The 17,147-nt window shown below is 65.4% G+C and carries 16 protein-coding genes and 1 pseudogene; 8 read left to right on the top strand and 9 right to left on the bottom strand.

Annotated elements, in window-relative coordinates; all coding sequences use genetic code 11:
• Window position 1: 1 nt before the first annotated feature.
• The 3 genes from CX676_RS06005 to CX676_RS05995 form a co-directional block, all read right to left on the bottom strand.
• The gene (locus CX676_RS06005; RefSeq protein WP_101751804.1) at window positions 2-1,186 is read right to left on the bottom strand and encodes a glycine C-acetyltransferase; all 1,185 of its coding nucleotides are present in this window, start codon (window positions 1,184-1,186) and stop codon (window positions 2-4) included.
• A gap of 183 nt (window positions 1,187-1,369) precedes the next feature.
• A complete protein-coding gene (locus CX676_RS06000) occupies window positions 1,370-1,969 on the bottom strand; it encodes a peptidylprolyl isomerase (protein WP_101751803.1) in 600 nt (199 codons plus the stop codon).
• A complete protein-coding gene (locus CX676_RS05995; RefSeq protein WP_101754173.1) occupies window positions 1,962-2,468 on the bottom strand; it encodes a peptidylprolyl isomerase in 507 nt (168 codons plus the stop codon). The genes CX676_RS06000 and CX676_RS05995 overlap by 8 nt, the downstream gene beginning before the upstream one ends.
• Before the next feature lie 169 nt (window positions 2,469-2,637).
• Here CX676_RS05995 and CX676_RS05990 point away from each other — a divergent pair, with 169 nt between their 5' ends.
• Complete coding sequence (locus CX676_RS05990) at window positions 2,638-3,840, top strand: phosphoglycerate kinase (RefSeq protein WP_101751802.1); 1,203 nt, start codon at window positions 2,638-2,640, stop codon at window positions 3,838-3,840.
• An 81-nt stretch (window positions 3,841-3,921) separates the two neighbouring features.
• On the opposite strand, the gene CX676_RS05985 is transcribed toward CX676_RS05990, so the two are convergent.
• Window positions 3,922-4,107 (bottom strand): hypothetical protein, encoded by a 186-nt coding sequence (locus CX676_RS05985; protein ID WP_101751801.1) that lies wholly within the window; start codon window positions 4,105-4,107, stop codon window positions 3,922-3,924.
• A gap of 350 nt (window positions 4,108-4,457) precedes the next feature.
• On the opposite strand from CX676_RS05985, the gene CX676_RS05980 reads away from it, so the two are divergent.
• Both CX676_RS05980 and CX676_RS05975 read left to right on the top strand, forming a co-directional pair.
• On the top strand, window positions 4,458-5,384 hold the full coding sequence (locus CX676_RS05980; protein WP_101751800.1) for a class I fructose-bisphosphate aldolase: 927 nt from the start codon (window positions 4,458-4,460) through the stop codon (window positions 5,382-5,384).
• A 190-nt stretch (window positions 5,385-5,574) separates the two neighbouring features.
• Window positions 5,575-7,599: an ASKHA domain-containing protein gene (locus tag CX676_RS05975; RefSeq protein ID WP_101751799.1), complete on the top strand. Its 2,025-nt coding sequence runs from the start codon at window positions 5,575-5,577 to the stop codon at window positions 7,597-7,599.
• A gap of 274 nt (window positions 7,600-7,873) precedes the next feature.
• On the opposite strand, the pseudogene CX676_RS05970 reads toward CX676_RS05975, so the two are convergent.
• Window positions 7,874-8,061: pseudogene (locus CX676_RS05970) on the bottom strand (transposase); the annotation flags it as partial.
• A 524-nt stretch (window positions 8,062-8,585) separates the two neighbouring features.
• On the opposite strand from CX676_RS05970, the gene CX676_RS05965 reads away from it, so the two are divergent.
• Both CX676_RS05965 and CX676_RS05960 read left to right on the top strand, forming a co-directional pair.
• Complete coding sequence (locus tag CX676_RS05965) at window positions 8,586-9,056, top strand: LysR family transcriptional regulator (protein ID WP_101751798.1); 471 nt, start codon at window positions 8,586-8,588, stop codon at window positions 9,054-9,056.
• A gap of 356 nt (window positions 9,057-9,412) precedes the next feature.
• The gene (locus tag CX676_RS05960) at window positions 9,413-10,369 is read left to right on the top strand and encodes an amidohydrolase family protein (protein WP_101751797.1); all 957 of its coding nucleotides are present in this window, start codon (window positions 9,413-9,415) and stop codon (window positions 10,367-10,369) included.
• Window positions 10,370-10,454: 85 nt separating this feature from the next.
• On the opposite strand, the gene CX676_RS05955 is transcribed toward CX676_RS05960, so the two are convergent.
• The 3 genes from CX676_RS05955 to CX676_RS05945 form a co-directional block, all read right to left on the bottom strand.
• Window positions 10,455-12,254, bottom strand: coding sequence for a monovalent cation:proton antiporter-2 (CPA2) family protein (locus tag CX676_RS05955; protein WP_101751796.1), 1,800 nt, complete (start codon window positions 12,252-12,254; stop codon window positions 10,455-10,457).
• 133 nt (window positions 12,255-12,387) lie between these two features.
• Window positions 12,388-13,014 (bottom strand): alpha/beta hydrolase, encoded by a 627-nt coding sequence (locus tag CX676_RS05950; protein WP_101751795.1) that lies wholly within the window; start codon window positions 13,012-13,014, stop codon window positions 12,388-12,390.
• A gap of 11 nt (window positions 13,015-13,025) precedes the next feature.
• Window positions 13,026-13,955 carry a VOC family protein gene (locus tag CX676_RS05945; RefSeq protein ID WP_101751794.1) on the bottom strand — a complete coding sequence of 310 codons (930 nt, stop codon included), beginning with the start codon at window positions 13,953-13,955 and terminating at the stop codon, window positions 13,026-13,028.
• 112 nt (window positions 13,956-14,067) lie between these two features.
• On the opposite strand from CX676_RS05945, the gene CX676_RS05940 reads away from it, so the two are divergent.
• The gene (locus tag CX676_RS05940) at window positions 14,068-14,979 is read left to right on the top strand and encodes a LysR family transcriptional regulator (RefSeq protein WP_101751793.1); all 912 of its coding nucleotides are present in this window, start codon (window positions 14,068-14,070) and stop codon (window positions 14,977-14,979) included.
• Between the two features lie 10 nt (window positions 14,980-14,989).
• Window positions 14,990-15,151: a hypothetical protein gene (locus tag CX676_RS22740; RefSeq protein WP_198590292.1), complete on the top strand. Its 162-nt coding sequence runs from the start codon at window positions 14,990-14,992 to the stop codon at window positions 15,149-15,151.
• A gap of 122 nt (window positions 15,152-15,273) precedes the next feature.
• Here the strand turns inward: CX676_RS22740 and CX676_RS05930 are convergent, their stop codons facing one another.
• Complete coding sequence (locus CX676_RS05930) at window positions 15,274-15,984, bottom strand: FadR/GntR family transcriptional regulator (RefSeq protein ID WP_198590291.1); 711 nt, start codon at window positions 15,982-15,984, stop codon at window positions 15,274-15,276.
• A 160-nt stretch (window positions 15,985-16,144) separates the two neighbouring features.
• Between CX676_RS05930 and CX676_RS05925 the strand changes: the two genes are divergently transcribed.
• Window positions 16,145-17,125, top strand: coding sequence for a TRAP transporter substrate-binding protein (locus tag CX676_RS05925; protein WP_101751791.1), 981 nt, complete (start codon window positions 16,145-16,147; stop codon window positions 17,123-17,125).
• Window positions 17,126-17,147 lie beyond the last annotated feature (22 nt).

The following is a 17,147-nucleotide window of genomic DNA, read 5'->3' as shown; positions in this document are numbered from 1 at the left end:
CTCATTGGATCACCTTCAGCTCGCGACCAGTTTCGATGAATGCGGCGATGGCCGCCGACAGGTCGGCCTCGCTGTGGCCGGCCGACATCTGGGTGCGGATGCGGGCCTGTCCGCGCGGGACGACGGGGAAGGAGAAGGCGGTGACATAGACCCCGCGGGCCATCATCGCCGCCGCGAACTCTGCCGCCAGATGCGCGTCGCCCAGCATCACCGGGATGATCGGATGGCCCCGGCCCGCAAGGGTAAACCCCGCCGCCCCCATCTCGGCACGGAAGCGGGCGGCATTGGCGTCAAGCCTTGCCCTGAGGTCGTCGCCCGCCGCGATCAGGTCCAGTGCCGTCAGCGAGGCGCCGGCGATGACCGGGGCCAGCGTGTTCGAGAAGAGATAGGGGCGCGAGCGCTGGCGCAGCATCTCGATCACCGGCGCAGGCCCCGCGACATAGCCGCCCGAGGCGCCGCCAAGCGCCTTGCCAAGCGTGCCGGTGAGGATCTGTACCCGCTCGGCGACGCCGTGCAGGGCAGGGGTGCCGCGCCCGCCGGGTCCGGTCAGGCCGACCGCGTGGCTGTCATCGACCACCACCGTCGCGTCATAGCGCTCGGCCAGGTCGCAGATCGCCGGCAGATCGGCGATCACCCCGTCCATCGAGAAGACGCCGTCGGTCACGATCAGCCGGTTGCGCGCCTCCTTGGCGGCGACCAGGCAGGCTTCCAGCTCGGCCATGTCGTTGTTGGCATAGCGGTGGCGCTGCGCCTTGCAGAGCCGCACCCCGTCGATGATCGAGGCATGGTTCAGCGCGTCCGAGATGATCGCATCCTCGGGGCCGAGGATGGTTTCGAAAAGGCCGGTATTCGCATCGAAGCAGGAGGAGAAGAGGATCGCGTCCTCGGTGCCCAGGAACCCGGCGATGCGCGCCTCGAGTGCCTTATGCTCCTCCTGCGTGCCGCAGATGAAGCGGACCGAGGCCATGCCATAGCCATAGCGGTCGAGCGCGGCATGGCCGGCGGCGATCAGGTCGGGATGGTCGGCGAGGCCAAGGTAGTTGTTGGCGCAGAAGTTCAGCACCTCGCGGTCCGGCTGCACCTCGATGCGCCCGGCCTGCATCGAGGTGATGACACGCTCGGTCTTGAAAAGGCCATCGCTGCGGATCTGCTGCAATTCCGAGGTGAGGCGATCGGTCAGGCTCATCCCTGGGCTCCCTGAATCTTTACGATTGTCTCAGGTAGTTGTCGGGCTGTGATGCCGTCAACCGAGGATCGAGTGAATTCTGCCGCAAATCCGGGCAGATCGCGCGTCGCACACGGATCGCCCGACGGAAAAGGCCCGCCGGATGGACCGGCGGGCCTTCATGTGTCGCTCTGGCAGGGCCGATCAGGCACCGCCCTCCACGATGGTCACCTTGGCCATGTAATCGGGCGTGGCGACCGCGCCGTTGGCATTGCCGTCGCCCTTGGTGATGGCGTTCAGCACGTCCCAACCGTCGACCAGCTGGCCCACGACGGTATATTGCCCGTCGAGGAAGGTTGCGGGGGCCAGGTCGATGAAGAACTGGCTGTTGGCGCTGTTCGGGTCCTGGCTGCGGGCCATGCCGACGGTGCCGGCCTGGAACGAGACATCGTTGAACTCGGCCGTGAGGTCGGGCAGGTCCGAGCCGCCCATGCCGGCCATCTTGGTGTCGCCACCCTGCTTGCCGTGCTGGACATCGCCGGTCTGGGCCATGAAGCCGTCGATCACGCGGTGGAAGACCACGCCGTCATATTTGCCCTCGTTGGCCAGCGCCACCAGGCGCTCGACATGCTTGGGCGCCTTGTCGGCGAGAAGGTCCAGCGTGATCGTGCCCTTGGCGGTGCCATCGGCGCCGGCAACCTCGATCACCATGTTCGGGCCGGGGCCATCGGTGACGCCGGGCAGACCCTCGGCCAGAACCGGGGTCGCCAGCAAGAGGGCGGGGATCAGGGCCAGCTTACGCATCGGCGGCAACCTTGACCGAGATCATCCGGTCGGGGTTCGCAGGCGGCTCGCCCCGGGCGATCTTGTCGACATGCTCCATGCCGTCGATGACCCGGCCGTAAACGGTGTACTGCCCGTTCAGGAAGTCATTGTCCTTGAAGTTGATGAAGAACTGGCTGTTGGCGCTGTTCGGGTTCGACGAGCGCGCCGCCCCCAGCGTGCCGCGCGAGTGGGGCAGCTTGGAGAACTCGGCGGGCAGATCCGGCAGGTCCGAACCACCGGTGCCCGAACGGCCCGGATTGTAGTTCTTTTCCATGTTGGCGTGCTGCACGTCGCCGGTCTGGGCCATGAAGCCGTCGATCACCCGGTGGAAGGCCACGTTGTCATAGTGACCGGCGCGGGCCAGTTCCTTCATCCGCTCGGCGTGCTTGGGCGCAACATCCGGCAGCAGCTCGATGGTCACGGGACCATCCTTCAGCGTGATGATGATGGTGTTCTCGGGATCCTTGATCTCGGCCATGAGGCCCTCCTTCAGGTTGGACATGGCAACGCAGATAGGCGTCACCGGATGAAAGAGCAACGCGGAACCACCGTTCGGCGTTCAATGCGGGGTTCCGGTTGACGAGATTGTCAACTTGCGGGACAAGCCCGGCAACTAACCATCGCATTCGTGTTCAAGAGGATCGACCATGGCTGACTTCAACACCATCGATGACCTGGATCTGGACGACAAGGTCGTGCTGACCCGGGTGGACCTGAACGTGCCGGTCGAGAACGGCAAGGTCAGCGACACGACCCGCATCGACCGCATCGTGCCGACCATCAAGGACATTCAGCAGAAGGGCGGCATCCCGGTGCTGCTGGCGCATTTCGACCGTCCCAAGGGCAAGCGCGTCGACAGCATGAGCCTCAAGCAAGTGGTGCCGGCGCTGGAAGCCGCGCTGGGGCAGAGCGTGGTCTTCGTCGAGGAGGCCATCGGCGGCACCGCCAAGCGCGCGGTCGCTGCGCTGCAGCCGGGCGATGTGGCGCTGCTGGAGAACACCCGCTTCTACGAGGGCGAGGAAAAGAACGACGCCACCTTCGCCGCCTCGCTTGGCGCGCTGGGGCAGGTCTATGTCAACGACGCCTTCTCGGCAGCGCACCGCGCCCATGCCTCGACCGAGGGTCTGGCGCGGCTGATGCAGGCCGGTGCCGGGCGGCTGATGGAGGAAGAACTGAAGGCGCTGGATGCGGCGCTTGGCAAGCCCGAGCGTCCGGTGGTGGCCGTGGTCGGCGGGGCCAAGGTCTCGACCAAGCTGGAACTCTTGTCGAACCTGATCGAGAAGGTCGATCATCTGGTGATCGGCGGCGGCATGGCCAATACCTTCCTGGTCGCAAAGGACATCGAGGTCGGCAAGTCGCTGGCCGAGCGCGACATGGCCGACACCGCCCGCGAGATCCTGGAGAAAGCCGAAAGCACCGGCTGCACCATCCATCTGCCGGTGGATATCGTGGTGGCGCGCGAGTTCAAGGAAGGTGCCGAGAACGAGGTGCTGCCAGTCGATCAATGCCCGGCCGATGCGATGATCCTCGACGCTGGACCCGAGACCGTAGCGGCGATCCGTGATCTCTTCACCCGCTGCAAGACGCTGATCTGGAACGGCCCGCTTGGCGCCTTCGAGATTGCCCCCTTCGACCGCGCCACCAATGCCGCGGCGCAGGCGGCGGCCGAGGCAACCAAGGCCGGCACGCTGGTTTCGGTCGCGGGGGGCGGTGATACGGTCGCGGCCCTGAACCGCGCCGGAGTGGCCGATGACTTCACCTTCATTTCAACGGCAGGCGGTGCTTTCCTCGAGTGGATGGAAGGCAAGGAACTGCCGGGCGTCGCGGCGCTGAAGGCCAAGCGCGCCTGATCCTCGTCACCTGACTGACGAAAGCGAAACCGGCGGCAGGGTCATCCTGCCGCCGGTTTTTTCATCGCGCCGCAACCCCGCTCAACGCTGGTTGAAGAGCCAGTCGAAGAAGGCACCATATTGCCCGATGACCGCACCCGGGCGGTGGTTGCCGCCGGCACTGGTCGGGCTGTCGGCGGCTGTCACCGCCGCGCCCTGGCCGGCTGCCTCTGCGGCCACGACCTTCTCGGCCCGCTGGCCCGGCGCGGTTGCTTCGATCCTTGTCACGACGTCTCCATTTCCCGGGACTCTGGGCGCCGCCCTCTGGCTCGGGCGCGTCTGGCAGGCAACATGCTTGGGCCAGCCCGGGGGCTTCGCCCGGGCGATGACCTGCGGCCTTGTTGCGAGACTGGTTCCCTGTGGCATCTGTTTCTCCCGACACTCCCTGGCACAGAGAGATTACCATTTCGTAAAGGCTTGGCCTGTCTCGAATAATTAAACTTGGATTGGCCGTTCCGGGCGTCGCGATGGTCTCGGCACGCGGTCCTCGGCCGATCGCGATAGCCGTTAGCGCGATCAGCGTTGCCCTTGCCGGGCGGTCTGCTAGGAAACCCGCAACGTGAAAAGGGGACTCCAAGATGAAGACGACGCGTACCGTCAAGCAGATCCTGTCGAAATACGAAGGCGAGACGCCGGGCGTGAAGGCCCAGTTGAACCGGATCATGATGACCGGGCGGCTGGCCGGCACCGGCAAGATGATCATCCTGCCCGTCGACCAGGGGTTCGAGCATGGCCCGGCGCGGTCCTTTGCCCCGAACCCCGACGCCTATGACCCGCATTACCACTACAAGCTGGCCATCGATGCCGGGCTGAACGCCTATGCCGCGCCGCTTGGCATGATCGAGGCCGGCGCCGACACCTTTGCCGGCCAGATCCCGACCATCCTCAAGGTCAACAGCGCCAATTCGCTGATGTCGGATACGGCGGGCAAGAACCAGGCGATCACCGCCGGCGTCGATGACGCGCTGCGGCTCGGCTGCTCGGCCATCGGCTTCACCATTTATCCGGGTTCGGACATGGCGCTGGACATGTTCGAGGAAATCTCGGCCATGCGCGAAGAGGCCGCCGCCAAGGGCGTGGCCACCGTGATCTGGTCCTATCCGCGCGGCGAGGCCATCACCAAGGATGGCGAGACCGCCATCGATGTCGCCGCCTATGCCGCACAGATCGCGGCGCTCTTGGGCGCGCATATCATCAAGATCAAGCTTTCGACCGATCACCTGATGCTGGGCGAGGCCAAGAAGGTCTACGAGAAGCAGGAGATCGACGTTTCGACCCAGGCCAAGCGCGTGGCCCATTGCATGCAGGCGGCCTTTGGCGGTCGTCGCATCGTGGTCTTCTCGGGCGGTGCGGCCAAGGGCGCCGACGCGGTCTATGACGATGCCCGCGCCATCCGTGACGGCGGCGGCAACGGCTCGATCATCGGCCGCAACAGCTTCCAGCGCTCGCGCGAGGACGCGCTCGACATGCTGGGCAAGCTGGTGGACATCTACAAGGGCGCCTGATTTTTCAGGTTTCCTGTCTGGTTGGAGGGGGCGTTCGCGCCCCCTTTTGCGTTCTGGTGGCTGCAACTCACCCAAGCGCTTGTTTGCGCTGGTCAGGTGAGGTCGCATTCGGGCATCGAGGCGGCGGGTTCCCGCCTTGCGGTGCGCGGGCGGTCTGATTAACTCGGGTGCGAACAGCGAGGTGCCCGATATGGCCGACGATCCCCTTGTCATCTTCACCCCATCGGGCAAGCGCGGGCGGGTGCCGGCCGGCACGCCGGTCCTCGAGGCCGCGCGGAAGCTGGGAGTCGACCTGGATTCGGTCTGTGGCGGGCGGGGCATCTGCTCCAAGTGCCAGGTCGCGCCGGGAAAGGGGGCGTTTCCGAAGCATGGCGTGACCGTGGCCGAGGATGCACTGACCGGGATCAACGCCGTCGAGGAACGCTATGACCGCATTCGCGGGCTGAAGCCGGGGCGGCGGCTTGGCTGTCAGGCGCGCATCCAGTCGGATGTGGTGATCGACGTGCCGCCGGAAAGCCAGTTGCACCGGCAGGTGATCCGCAAATCGGCGAGCGAGCGGGTCATGGTCATGGATCCGGCGGTGCGGCCCTTCTATGTCGAGGTGGTCGAGCCCGATCTGGATGACCCGACGGGCGATTTCCAGCGTCTCTCGATGGCGCTGGAAGAACAGTGGCAGATCAAGGGTCTGCGCGCCGACCTTGAGGTCCTTGCGCGGATCCAGAAAGTCCTGCGCAAGGGCGAGTGGAAGGTGACGGCGGTGGTCTGGGACGATGGCCGCCAGCCACCGCAACTGATCGACCTGATCCCCGGACTACTGGACGGGCCGCTCTATGGGCTGGCGATCGACCTCGGCTCGACCACCATCGCCGGGCACCTGGTGGCGCTGGATGACGGGCGGGTGCTGGCCTCCTCGGGGCTGATGAACCCGCAGATCCGCTTTGGCGAGGACCTGATGAGCCGGGTCAGCTATGCGATGATGAACCCCGGCGGGGCGGAGGAGATGACCGCCGCCGTGCGCGACGGGCTGGGCCATCTGGCCACGGCGCTGGCCGAGGAGGCGGGGGTCGAGCCGGCCCGGATTACCGAGGCCGTGGTGGTCTGCAACCCGGTCATGCATCACCTGATGCTGGGCATCGATCCGGTCGAGCTGGGGCAGGCGCCCTTTGCGCCTGCGACCTCGGATGCACTGGTGCTGAAAGCGCGGGAACTCGGGCTGAAGATCGCGCCCCCGGCCCGGGCCTATGTGCTGCCGATCATCGCCGGCCATGTGGGGGCGGATGCCGCCGCCGTGGTCCTGTCCGAACAGCCGCAGAAATCCGAGACCCCGGTGCTGATCGTCGATGTCGGCACCAATGCCGAGATCGTTCTGGGCGACAGGACGCGGGTGCTGGCCTGTTCCTCGCCGACCGGCCCGGCCTTCGAAGGGGCGCAGATCAGTTCCGGCCAGCGCGCCGCGCCGGGCGCGATCGAGCGGGTGCGGATCGATCCGCTGACCAAGGAACCGCGCTTCCGCATCATCGGGGTCGAGGCATGGTCGGACGAGCCGGGCTTTAATGAGGCCGCGAAGGCCACCGGCATCACCGGCATCTGCGGTTCGGGCATCATCGAGGCGGTGGCCGAGATGCGCATGGCCGGCCTGGTTGATCCCTCGGGCCTGATCGGTTCGGCCGAGCAGGTAGGCACCGCGCGCTCGGTGCCGCAGGGGCGGACCCATAGCTATGTGCTCCATGACGGCACCGCCGAGGGAGGGCCGCTGATCACCGTGACGCAGGGCGATATCCGGGCGATCCAGCTGGCGAAATCGGCGCTTTATGCCGGGGCGCGGCTCTTGATGGACGAGTTCGGTATCGAGACGCTGGACCGGGTGGTGCTGGCCGGCGCCTTCGGCGCGCATATCTCGCCGCTGCACGCGCTGGTTCTGGGCATGATCCCGGATTGCGCGCCCGAGCGGGTGACCAGCGCCGGCAATGCGGCGGGGACGGGCGCACGGATCGCGCTCTGTTCCCGCGCCGCACGAGTCGAGATCGAGGATGAGGTGCGGCGGGTCACGCGGATCGAGACCGCGATCGCCCCGCGCTTCCAGGAACATTTCGTCGCCGCCAACGCGATCCCGCACGCGACGGATGCCTATCCGGGGCTGGTGGGGCAGGTGAGCCTGCCTGAGGTCAGCTATAATACCGCGGGCGATGACCGTCCGCGGCGCAGGCGGCGGTAGGGGAGCGTAGTGGAGGGGTGCCTGCCGGGTCGAGGCGGGCAGGCCGCTCGATCGAACTTGTTCTGCCCCTCGGCAATAGCAGGGTCAATTGCGCCTATACATTTGGCAAAATGGACTTGCTCGTAGAAAGTGGAGAGCAGCAACTGAGTAACCAGGACTGCTCCATGGGAAACGGCAACAGACCGACGCCGGAGTTTCGGAGTGAAGCGGTGCGGCTGGCGCTGACCAGCTGCTCTGCCTACCGATTTTGGACCATCTGAAGCTAGAGTTTCCGGCCCGCCAAGCGGGACTTCCCGGCTTTGAGGAACTCCTCGACCAGCTGTCGTACAGGCTCGTCGCGATGCCCTTACGGCGGCAGAGCTCGGCGATGCTCTCCTCGCCGCGCATGCTCTCGAGCACGATCCTGATCTTCTCCTCGGCTGAATGATGCCTCCGAGTTCGACAGCGGATGTTCTTGACGATCCGCTCGGCGGAGTGCTTTGCCGTTCCGGGGTTCTATGTCATCTCCACTCCTTGGCGGTTACGACGAGCCAGAAACACTCCGTTACAAAATCACACCAGATGTCCCAAGCGCGCTGACGGGGGATATGAGCGACCCCATTTTTGATTTCTGAAACTGAGTGTTGAATCGCCTTGCGACTTAATCTCGAATCGAAGGCTGGTTGCGGGTAATGTGTGTCGATCACGTCGGGCCGGTCATCTGTATCTATCCCAGCTTAGATCAAGGCGTGCGTACGTCGAGCAGCCCAAAGGGAAAGGCATTTTGGCTCGCGGTATGCCTGGAACGTCCGGAGGGAGGGCCCTGATCCCGCTCGCGGCATGAACTATATCAACTATATCGCGGGCCGGCGGGTTAATATGGTGGGAAACGGACGGCCAGAAACGTAATTTTCTTGCCGAACCGATCTTCTTGAACAGCGAAAATCGGTCCGAACACTTGGCTAGGGAAGGATCAAACGCAACTACTAAGAGGATAGAATGAAAACTTGTACAAAGAACCCGCGGCACCCAACTGGGATGATCTCCTGCTGGTCAGGGCGATCGCTGATTCGCGCGGGATGCCGGGCGCCGCCGCCGAGTTTCGGATCAGCGCCTCGACGGTGTTCCGCCGGCTTGGACAGATCGAGGCGCTTCTGGGCGTGGCTCTGTTCCACCGGCATCGCAGCGGTTACGAGCTGACGCCCGCGGGGGCCGACATCGTCGCGCTGGCACAGCGGCTGGAGGTTGATATCGCCGCGTCGCTGCGCCGGGTCGCGGAACGGCAGGAGTTGCTTGCCGGCGAATTGAGCATCGTCGTCGACGAAACGCTGCCGCCTCTCCTGGTTCCGAGCTTCGCAGAATTCCTGCGGCAGTTTCCGGATTTCTGCCTGCATGTGACGACGGTCGACAGAGCGCCGGATCTTTCCGCGCATGATGCGACTATCATGATCTTTGCCAATGGCGAGCCCTCGGGCTAGTTGGTCGGCAGGCGAATTGTCAGGATCGCCTGAGTTGCTTGCAGATTGGCCAGGAAATCCACGCCGAACCGGCATGACCGTCCGACGGATAACGACGATGCGTCGAAACGCCTGCCCGATGACCAACCAGTGCTCCGCAAGGTGATCCTATCGCGGACGGGCAGTGGCGCATCGGATGACGCGGTCTAGAAGGCCGATACGCTTCTCAGCCTTGCCGAAGCGGTTGAAGGCGGTATCGGCCTTGGCACTCTGTCTTGCTATCTGGGCGGTCTTTGGCCGGGGCTGGTGCGGCTTTCCGCGCCATCCGTTACAGGCGGTTCTTCAACCTTGAAACCCGGTGGGAGGGCATCCCCTAGCTGGCGCTGGCGCAGGCGCTGGATCTGGTCTGCGCCGAGGCGGCCCGCGTTCCGGATGGGCAATGGGTCCGGGAGATCGGCAACTGGTCGCCCTATCAGTTCGAAGAGCGTCGGATACCGACCGTGCAGGAGCTGAACGAGGCTGCGCCCGACACGCCGACCTTCGTGTTGTTTCTCTACAGCATGGGGTTCCTGAACGCGGCGGGGGTGGAGGCCATGGGTCTTACCCCCGAGACCGAGACAGCACCGGGCACGCGGATCGAGTTCGCGGACGGCGGCGCCATTCTTCACGCCGAGCCGAACCCCGCCATTCTCTACAAGGTGATCGCGGATCTGCCGCAATTGTCGGCCGTGGAGGCCGAGGATTTCTTGGAATGGATCGCCGGGAACGAGGTTAGTCTGAACGCCGATGCCAATATCGATCATGGCTATGAGCTCGAAGGTGCCGGTGAGCTTCTTGCCCACAGCGTCGGTGACTGGGAGAACTTCATGGCCCCGGCACCCGATCTCGCACAGCGCAAGGACGAGGGTCAGAACCCCGAGGGCGATCTGCACCGGATCAAAACCTTGCTGGTCGAAGTCGGCTGGCCCCTGCGGCAGCACGCGACCTATGGCGACAGCATCGGTCTGATCATGGATGTCTTCGAGCGGGTGAACGAGGAACAGGGCAAGTTAGCGCCGCGCTGGTTCATCGACCATGCCGAAACGATCCACGATGCCGAGCTGGAGCGTATCAAGGCGCTTGGCGGGGGGAGCGCCATCCAGAACCGCATGGCCTTCGGCGGCGAGTATTTCGCCGAACGCTACGGGCCCAAGGCCGCCGCCCACGCGCCGCCGCTGCGCGAGATGCTGGACATGGACATCCCGGTCGGCGGAACCCAGCATTTCGCCGAGGACAACAAGCTGTCCCGCATGTCGCCGGTGGTGACCTACGAGGCTGCGCGCCAGGGGCAATAATGGACTTGTGCGGCAATTGCCCTGCGCCGGCCAGGTGATCTGACCTTGCCGCCGGCTGCGCGTTAAGCCGGCGGCGCCAGGCCGCTTAGCCCGCCCCGTTCAGCGCGGTCGCGTCAGACGGTTTGGAACTGCCCTGCCGCTTGGTCAGCGGCTCGGGGACGGGCGTGGTCAGGTAGCGGTCGCGGCCGGCCATGAAATCGCCCTGCATCTGCAGGTCCAGCCGTTCGAGATCGCGGCGGCGGATGTCCTCGAGCGTCTCGGACACCTCCAGCTCGGAACATCCCAACGCACGCAGGCCCTCCGCCCCCATCTCGAAGGCCGATTCCACGGTTTCGCGGATCTGGTAATCGACGCCGGCCCGGACCAGCTCGATCGCATGGCCGCGGTCATAGGCGCGAACCAGAACCTTCGCCTGCGGAAACTGGTGGATGAGCAGCTCGGCGATCTGGGTTGCAACCTTGGGATCGTCGACGCAGACCATGATCACCTCGGCATCCTCGGCGCCGGAATGGCGCAGCACGTCCAGCCGCGTGCCATCGCCGAAATAGACCTTGGCCCCCCATTTCTCGGCCTCGCGGATGCGGTCGGGATCGCTGTCGACCACCGACAACTTCGCCCCCTGCGCCAGGATCAGTTGCAGCGCGACCTGGCCGAAGCGGCCAAAGCCGATGACCAGAACCTCGCCGCGCAGTTCGAAGGGCGTATCAAGCCCCTCGGCCGAGACCGTGGGCCGCAACAGCCGGTCCGAGGTGAGCAGGATCAGCGGCGTGATGGCCATGGACAGGATCACCACCGAGGCGAAGATCGCGTTCTCGCGCCCGTCGATCACCCCGCCACTGAACGCGGCGGCATAGAGCACGAAGGCGAACTCTCCGCCCTGGGCGAACATGGCGGTCCGGTGCAGGGCCGCCGTATTCGGGCTGCCAAAGGCCCGTGCGACTCCATAGATCGCGATGCCCTTGACCACGACATAGGCCACCAGCATGGCCAGCAGCAGCGGCCATTCCGCCGCGACAGTGCCAAGGTTCAGCGACATGCCGACGGCGAGGAAGAACAGACCCATCAGCAGCCCGCGGAACGGCTCGATATCGCTTTCGATCTGGTGGCGATAGCTCGAGCCGGACAGCATCACCCCGGCAAGGAACGCGCCCATCGCCATCGAAAGGCCGACCTGTTCCATCAGCAGCGCTGCGCCCAGCACCACCAGCAGCGCGCCCGCGCTTAGCACCTCGCGGGTGCGCGCCCGCGCGAGGAGCGAGAAGAACGGGTCGAGCAGCCAGCGCCCAACGACCAGCAGGACCAGAAGCCCGGCGATCGGCAAGAGGATCGCCATGATGCCGCCCTCGCCATGACTGACCGGCGACAGGAAGGCGACCACCGCCAGCAGCGGGACGATCAGCAGATCCTCGAACAGCAGGATCGAGACGGCCTTCTGGCCCTCGGCGCTGGCGATCTCGCCGCGTTCCTGCAGCACCGACATGATCACCGCGGTCGAGGACAGCACGAAACCGGCCCCGGCGATGAAGGCGGTGACCGGCGCAAAGCCGAAGAGGAAAACCCCTGCCGAGGTCAGCAGAACCACCGCAAGCGTGACCTGCGCCAGCCCGAGGCCGAAGATCTGGTTTCGCATCGCCCACAGCTTTTGCGGTCTCAACTCGAGCCCGATGACGAAGAGGAACATGACCACGCCAAGTTCGGCGAAATGCAGGATGGATTCCGGGTCCGAGAACAGCCCCAGCACCGAAGGCCCGACCAGCACCCCGGCGGCGAAATAGCCGAGAACCGAGCCGAGGCCCAATCGCCTGAACAGCGGCACCGCCACCACTGCTGCCGCCATAAGCGCCACCGCGGGGCCGATTACCGGGCCAAGTCCCTCTGCCGCCATGTCATCCTCCTTATTTTCAACTTCAAGGTTAGTCGCTGTTTGTCGGCCAAGACAAGGCGCCGGGGCCAATGATCGAGGCCAACGGTCGGGACGGATGGAGAAAGGGGCGGACCGCAGTCCGCCCCTTTTTTGCTTATGCCGCGCGCTCTGCCCCGGTGCCGCGCAGCAGGTTTGCCAGAGCCGTCAGTTCCTCGCGCCGAACCTCGTGCCCGCCGTCGTGATAGGACGTGGCGAGCTGCGCGCCCTGCGCCCGGGTCCACTCCGCCAGCCGCTCGGTCAGGGGCCAGGGACAGATCGGGTCGTTGCGTCCCGCCGTGATCAGCACCTGCCGCCCCTTCAGGCCCGGTGCGGGGTCCGGGCGCCACGGGATCAGCGGATGCAGAAGGCCGATCCGCTCGAACAGGTCGGGCCGCGCGATCATCGCCGAGGCGAGAATATTGGCGCCGTTGGAATAGCCGAAGCCATAGACCGGACGGCCGGGATGCTGCGCCTTGATGCCATCGACGAACCGGGCCAGCTTGTCGGTCGCCCGCGCAAGGTCGGCCATGTCATAGACCCCCTCGCCGGTGCGGCGAAAGAAGCGCGCGGCCCCCATCTCGGACACATCGCCGCGCGGCGAGATGATCCCGGCATCGGGCAGCAGGTCCTGCGCCAGACCGAAGAACTGGCTTTCGTCGCCGCCCGTCCCGTGAAAGGCAAAGACCAGCGGCGCATCGCCCTGCGGCTCCTTGATCTTCGCGTGATAGCTGTCGTTGGACATGGTCTGTCCTCCTATGCGATGTTCGGCAGGTTGCGCTCGATCTGGTCGCGGAAGGGGCGATAACGCTCGGGCAGCATCAGCGACTGGCCGAGGTTCGCGGTATCCTCGTCGCGGTCGAAGCCGGGTTCATTGGTCGCGATCTCGAACAGCACACCGCCCGGCGTGCGGAAATAGATCGCCCAGAAGTAATCGCGGTCGATCACCGGCGTCACCTGATAGCCGGTATCCAGAAGCGCCTTGCGCACCTCGAGCTGGGCCGCCCGGTCCTCGACGGCGAAGGCGATATGGTGCACCGAGCCGGCGCCCTGATGGGCCTGACCGGCACCCGACAGCGCCTCGAGGTCGATGGTCCGCGCCGCATTGCCGCCCTCGATGTGATAGCGGGTGATGGCACCGTCGGTTTCGCCCTTCTGGTAGCCCATGAAGGTCAGAAGCTCGCCCGTGGCCGCCGCGTCACGCAGCCGGAAGCGCGCACCGTGAAAGCCCAGGATGCCCTCGGCATCGCCGATCCCGTCGCCGGTCCAGGCGGTCCGCCCCTCGGCCTCGGCCTCGACAAGGGCGAAATTGTCGGCATCCGGCCCGGCGAACTCCAGACGGGATTCACCAAGGAAGCTGTCCTCTTTCAGACCCTTGACGCCTTGCTGCGCCAGATGGTCCTTCCAGAACCCCAGCGACCCCTTGGGCACGGCAAACTCGGTCACCCCGACCTCGCCCACCCCGCGCTTGCCCTGCGGCATCTGGCCGAAGGGGAAATAGGTCATGACCGAGCCGGGCGTGCCGATCTCGTCGCCGTAATAGAGGTGATAGACCTCGGGCGCATCGAAGTTCACCGTCTTCTTGACCCGGCGCAGACCGAGGGTCTTGGTGAAGAACTGGTTGTTCTGATTGGCGTCACCCGCCATCGAGGTGACGTGGTGCAGGCCCTTGATGTGCTTTTCCATGACCGTCTCCGCTGTGTTCGAATTCCTGTTGCGGTGAAGATAGGCCAGCCCTTATGAAAGACCATAGAAATGAATCGGCATTGATTATTGCACCTGTGACAACAATCTGGCCATGCAGGACCTGAAACCGATCCGCGTCTTCCTTGAGGTGGCGAAGCTGCAAAGCTTCGCTGCGGCGGCCCGGACGCTGCGCCTGACCCCGGCCTCGGTCACCCGGATCGTGGCCCGGCTGGAGGAGGATCTGGGCCAGCAGCTTCTGGTGCGCACGACGCGGCAGGTGTCGCTGACCTCGGCCGGGGCGCTGGTTGCCAGCCGCTACCGGCCGCTGGTCGAGGCGCTGGACCGGGTGTCCGACGATCTGAACCGCGAGTTGCAGCCGTTTCACGGGCGGATCGCCATCAACGCGCCGGTTTCGTTCGGGCTGAGGCTGTTGCCGCCGCTGCTGGATCGGTTCACGCTGGCCTATCCGAATGTGGACCTGACCATCCAGCTGACCGACCGCCTGGTCGATATCGTTACCGAAAGCTGCGACCTCTCGATCCGGCTGTCCCGGCCCCCTGTCGACCGCTCGACGATCTGGCGCAAGCTGTGCAAGGTGCCGCTGCGGGCGGTCGCCTCGCCCCGGCTGTTCGAACGCCACCCGCTGCCGCGGACACCGGACGATCTGAACCCGCGCCTGTGCCTGTCCTACGGCGCCGAGGAAAGCCCCGAAGCCTGGCAGTTCCGCAAGGGCGCGGTGACGCAGACCGTTTTCGCCGGAACCGCGATCCATTCGAACAACGGCGATCTGCTCTACGAGATGGCGCGGGCGGGCGCGGGCATCGTCGTCCTGCCCGAGTTTCACGTTGCAGAGGGGCTGGGCCGGGGCGATGTGGTGCCGGTGCTTGCGGACTGGTCGCTGCCCCATCTGTGGCTGTCGCTTTACTATCCGCCCTACGAGGCGCTGCCGCCGCTGGTCGCGACCTTCAGCGATTTTCTGGAGGCCTTTCTGGGCGATGTCACGGGGTTCGAGTTCTCAGGCTGAACCTGCGGGCATGGGCCAGGCGGTGATGGCCCGGCCCCGGCTTTTCACCCTATCCGCTGTCTGGTCCTGCGGTTTGTCATGCAAGGCGGTCGAGGCGACAGGCCGCAAGAACATCGTGATCGCCGGCTTCTGGACCGAGGTCTGCCTGACGTTTCCGACCCTCGACATGTAGGCCGAGGGCCATCACGTCTATCTGGTTGCGGATGCCGTTGGCGGCGTTTCCCCAAGCGCTTTGCCCTGATCAAAGAGGGCAAGATCGGCTGATCTTGCGACCCACGCCGCAGGGCCGCGGCGTCAGTGGCCTTGCGTTCTGACCCGCTCGACATCCGACACGGCGTTACCGAGCAGGGTCAGTGACGCCGCCCGGGCGAGATCGGGCTTGCCCTCGATGATGGCGTTGCAAAGATCGCCATGCTCGGCAATCGCCCGCGCCCGATGCGATCCCTGCGCGGCGATGCTGAACATCTGCTTCAGGCTGACCGCCAGCATCTCACCAATCGGCCAGAAGAACTCGTTCCGCGTTGCCAGATAGATGGTGCGGTGAAAGGCAAGGTCGGCCGCGACCCAGGCCGCATCATCCATGCCCGCATCGATCATCGCCTGGAAATCGGCGGCGAGCCGAGTGCGATCCTCGGGCAGGGCATTGCGGGCCGCCAGCGCCGCTGCCTCGGGTTCGGTGGCGCGGCGCAGGGCGAACATCTTTTCCAGATAGGTCGCGGTGTCGGTGGTCTCGATCCGCCAGCGCAGCACATCGGCATCGAGATGGTTCCAGTGGATCTGGTCGCGCACCTGCGTCCCGCGCTTGGGTCGCGACTCGATCAACCCCTTGGCGGTCAGCCCGCGCAGCGCCTCGCGCAGGGCGGTCCGGCTGATGGCCAGATCCTCGCAGAGCTGCATCTCGGGCGGCAGGACCGAACCCGCCGGATAATCGCCGCGCAGGATCGCCATGCCCAGCACATCGGCCACCCGCATGTGCAGCTTCAGTGACAGCGCTTCCTTGACCATGACAACTCCCCAACCCGAAACATCGCCCATTTAGTCAGACAATTGGCGGGCGCAGGATCGGCGTATCCGAAGGTATCGCGCAATTCAAGCCCGGATCAGCGCGCTTGACCGGATTTAAGGTAGTATTGTATGACAAATATGAATCACAAGGAGGAGCGTGATGAAGACCATTCTGTTTGCAAGCTCGGCCCTGTCGCTGATGCTGCCCCTTGCCGCCAACGCCCTGGAGGTGAAGGTTGCCCATTCCAGTCAGGCGGCGCTGTCGTCGGAACTGCACATGGCAGCCTGGGCCTTCCAGCATCACCTGCAGGATTTCGGCACCGATGTTCAGGTGACGATCTTCCCCAACAACCAGTTGGGCCAGGAACGCGAGGTCTACGAGGCGATGCAATTGGGGTCGGGCGCGGATTGCGCCATCTCGGGCACCGCGATCCTCGGCAATTTCGATGCCCGCCTGGGGGTGGTCGATCTGCCCTATCTCTGGGCCGATTACGACCATGTGCACCGGGTTCTGGATGGCGCGGTCGGCGATCAACTGGCCGAGGGCCTGCGCGGGGCCGGGTTCGAGGTGGTCGCCTGGCTGGACAGTTGGGGCTATCGCAATGTCGCCAGCAAGGCGCCCGTCGCCAGTGCCGGCGACCTGCAGGGGCTGAAGATCAGGACCATCCCGACCGATACCTATGTCCAGACCATCAACGCCATGGGGGCCAATGCCACGCCGATGGCCTTTGGCGAGATCTACACGGCGATGGAAACCGGCGTGCTGGACGGGCTGGAACACAGCGCCGCCCTGGTGCAGGCCAACAAGTTCCACGAGGTCGCCGGCAACTATACCCTGACGCGGCATCTGTTCGGGCCGGTGGCCTTTGTCTGCTCGACCGCCTTCATGGGGCGGCTTGACGACCAGCAGAAGGCGCAGGTGATGGCGGCGGCGGAGTTCGCGGCCGATCTGGAACGCGCGCTTGCGCCGGCCCGCGAGCAGCAGGCGCTGGATGCGCTGGCGGCCGAAGGCATGACCATCGCCGAGATCGATACCGCGCCGCTGCAGGAGGCAACCCGTCCGGTTCAGGACAAGGTCGCCGAGGCCATCGGCGCAACCGACTTGCTGGCGCAGATCCGCGCCGAAGCGGCGTTGCAGTAGCGCGCCCTGAAACCAAGGGGGT

Source organism: Paracoccus zhejiangensis (assembly GCF_002847445.1).
Classification (GTDB): Bacteria; Pseudomonadota; Alphaproteobacteria; order Rhodobacterales; family Rhodobacteraceae; genus Paracoccus; species Paracoccus zhejiangensis.
Note: the sequence above shows the minus strand (reverse complement) of the source record. Positions and strands in the feature narration are given on the sequence as shown.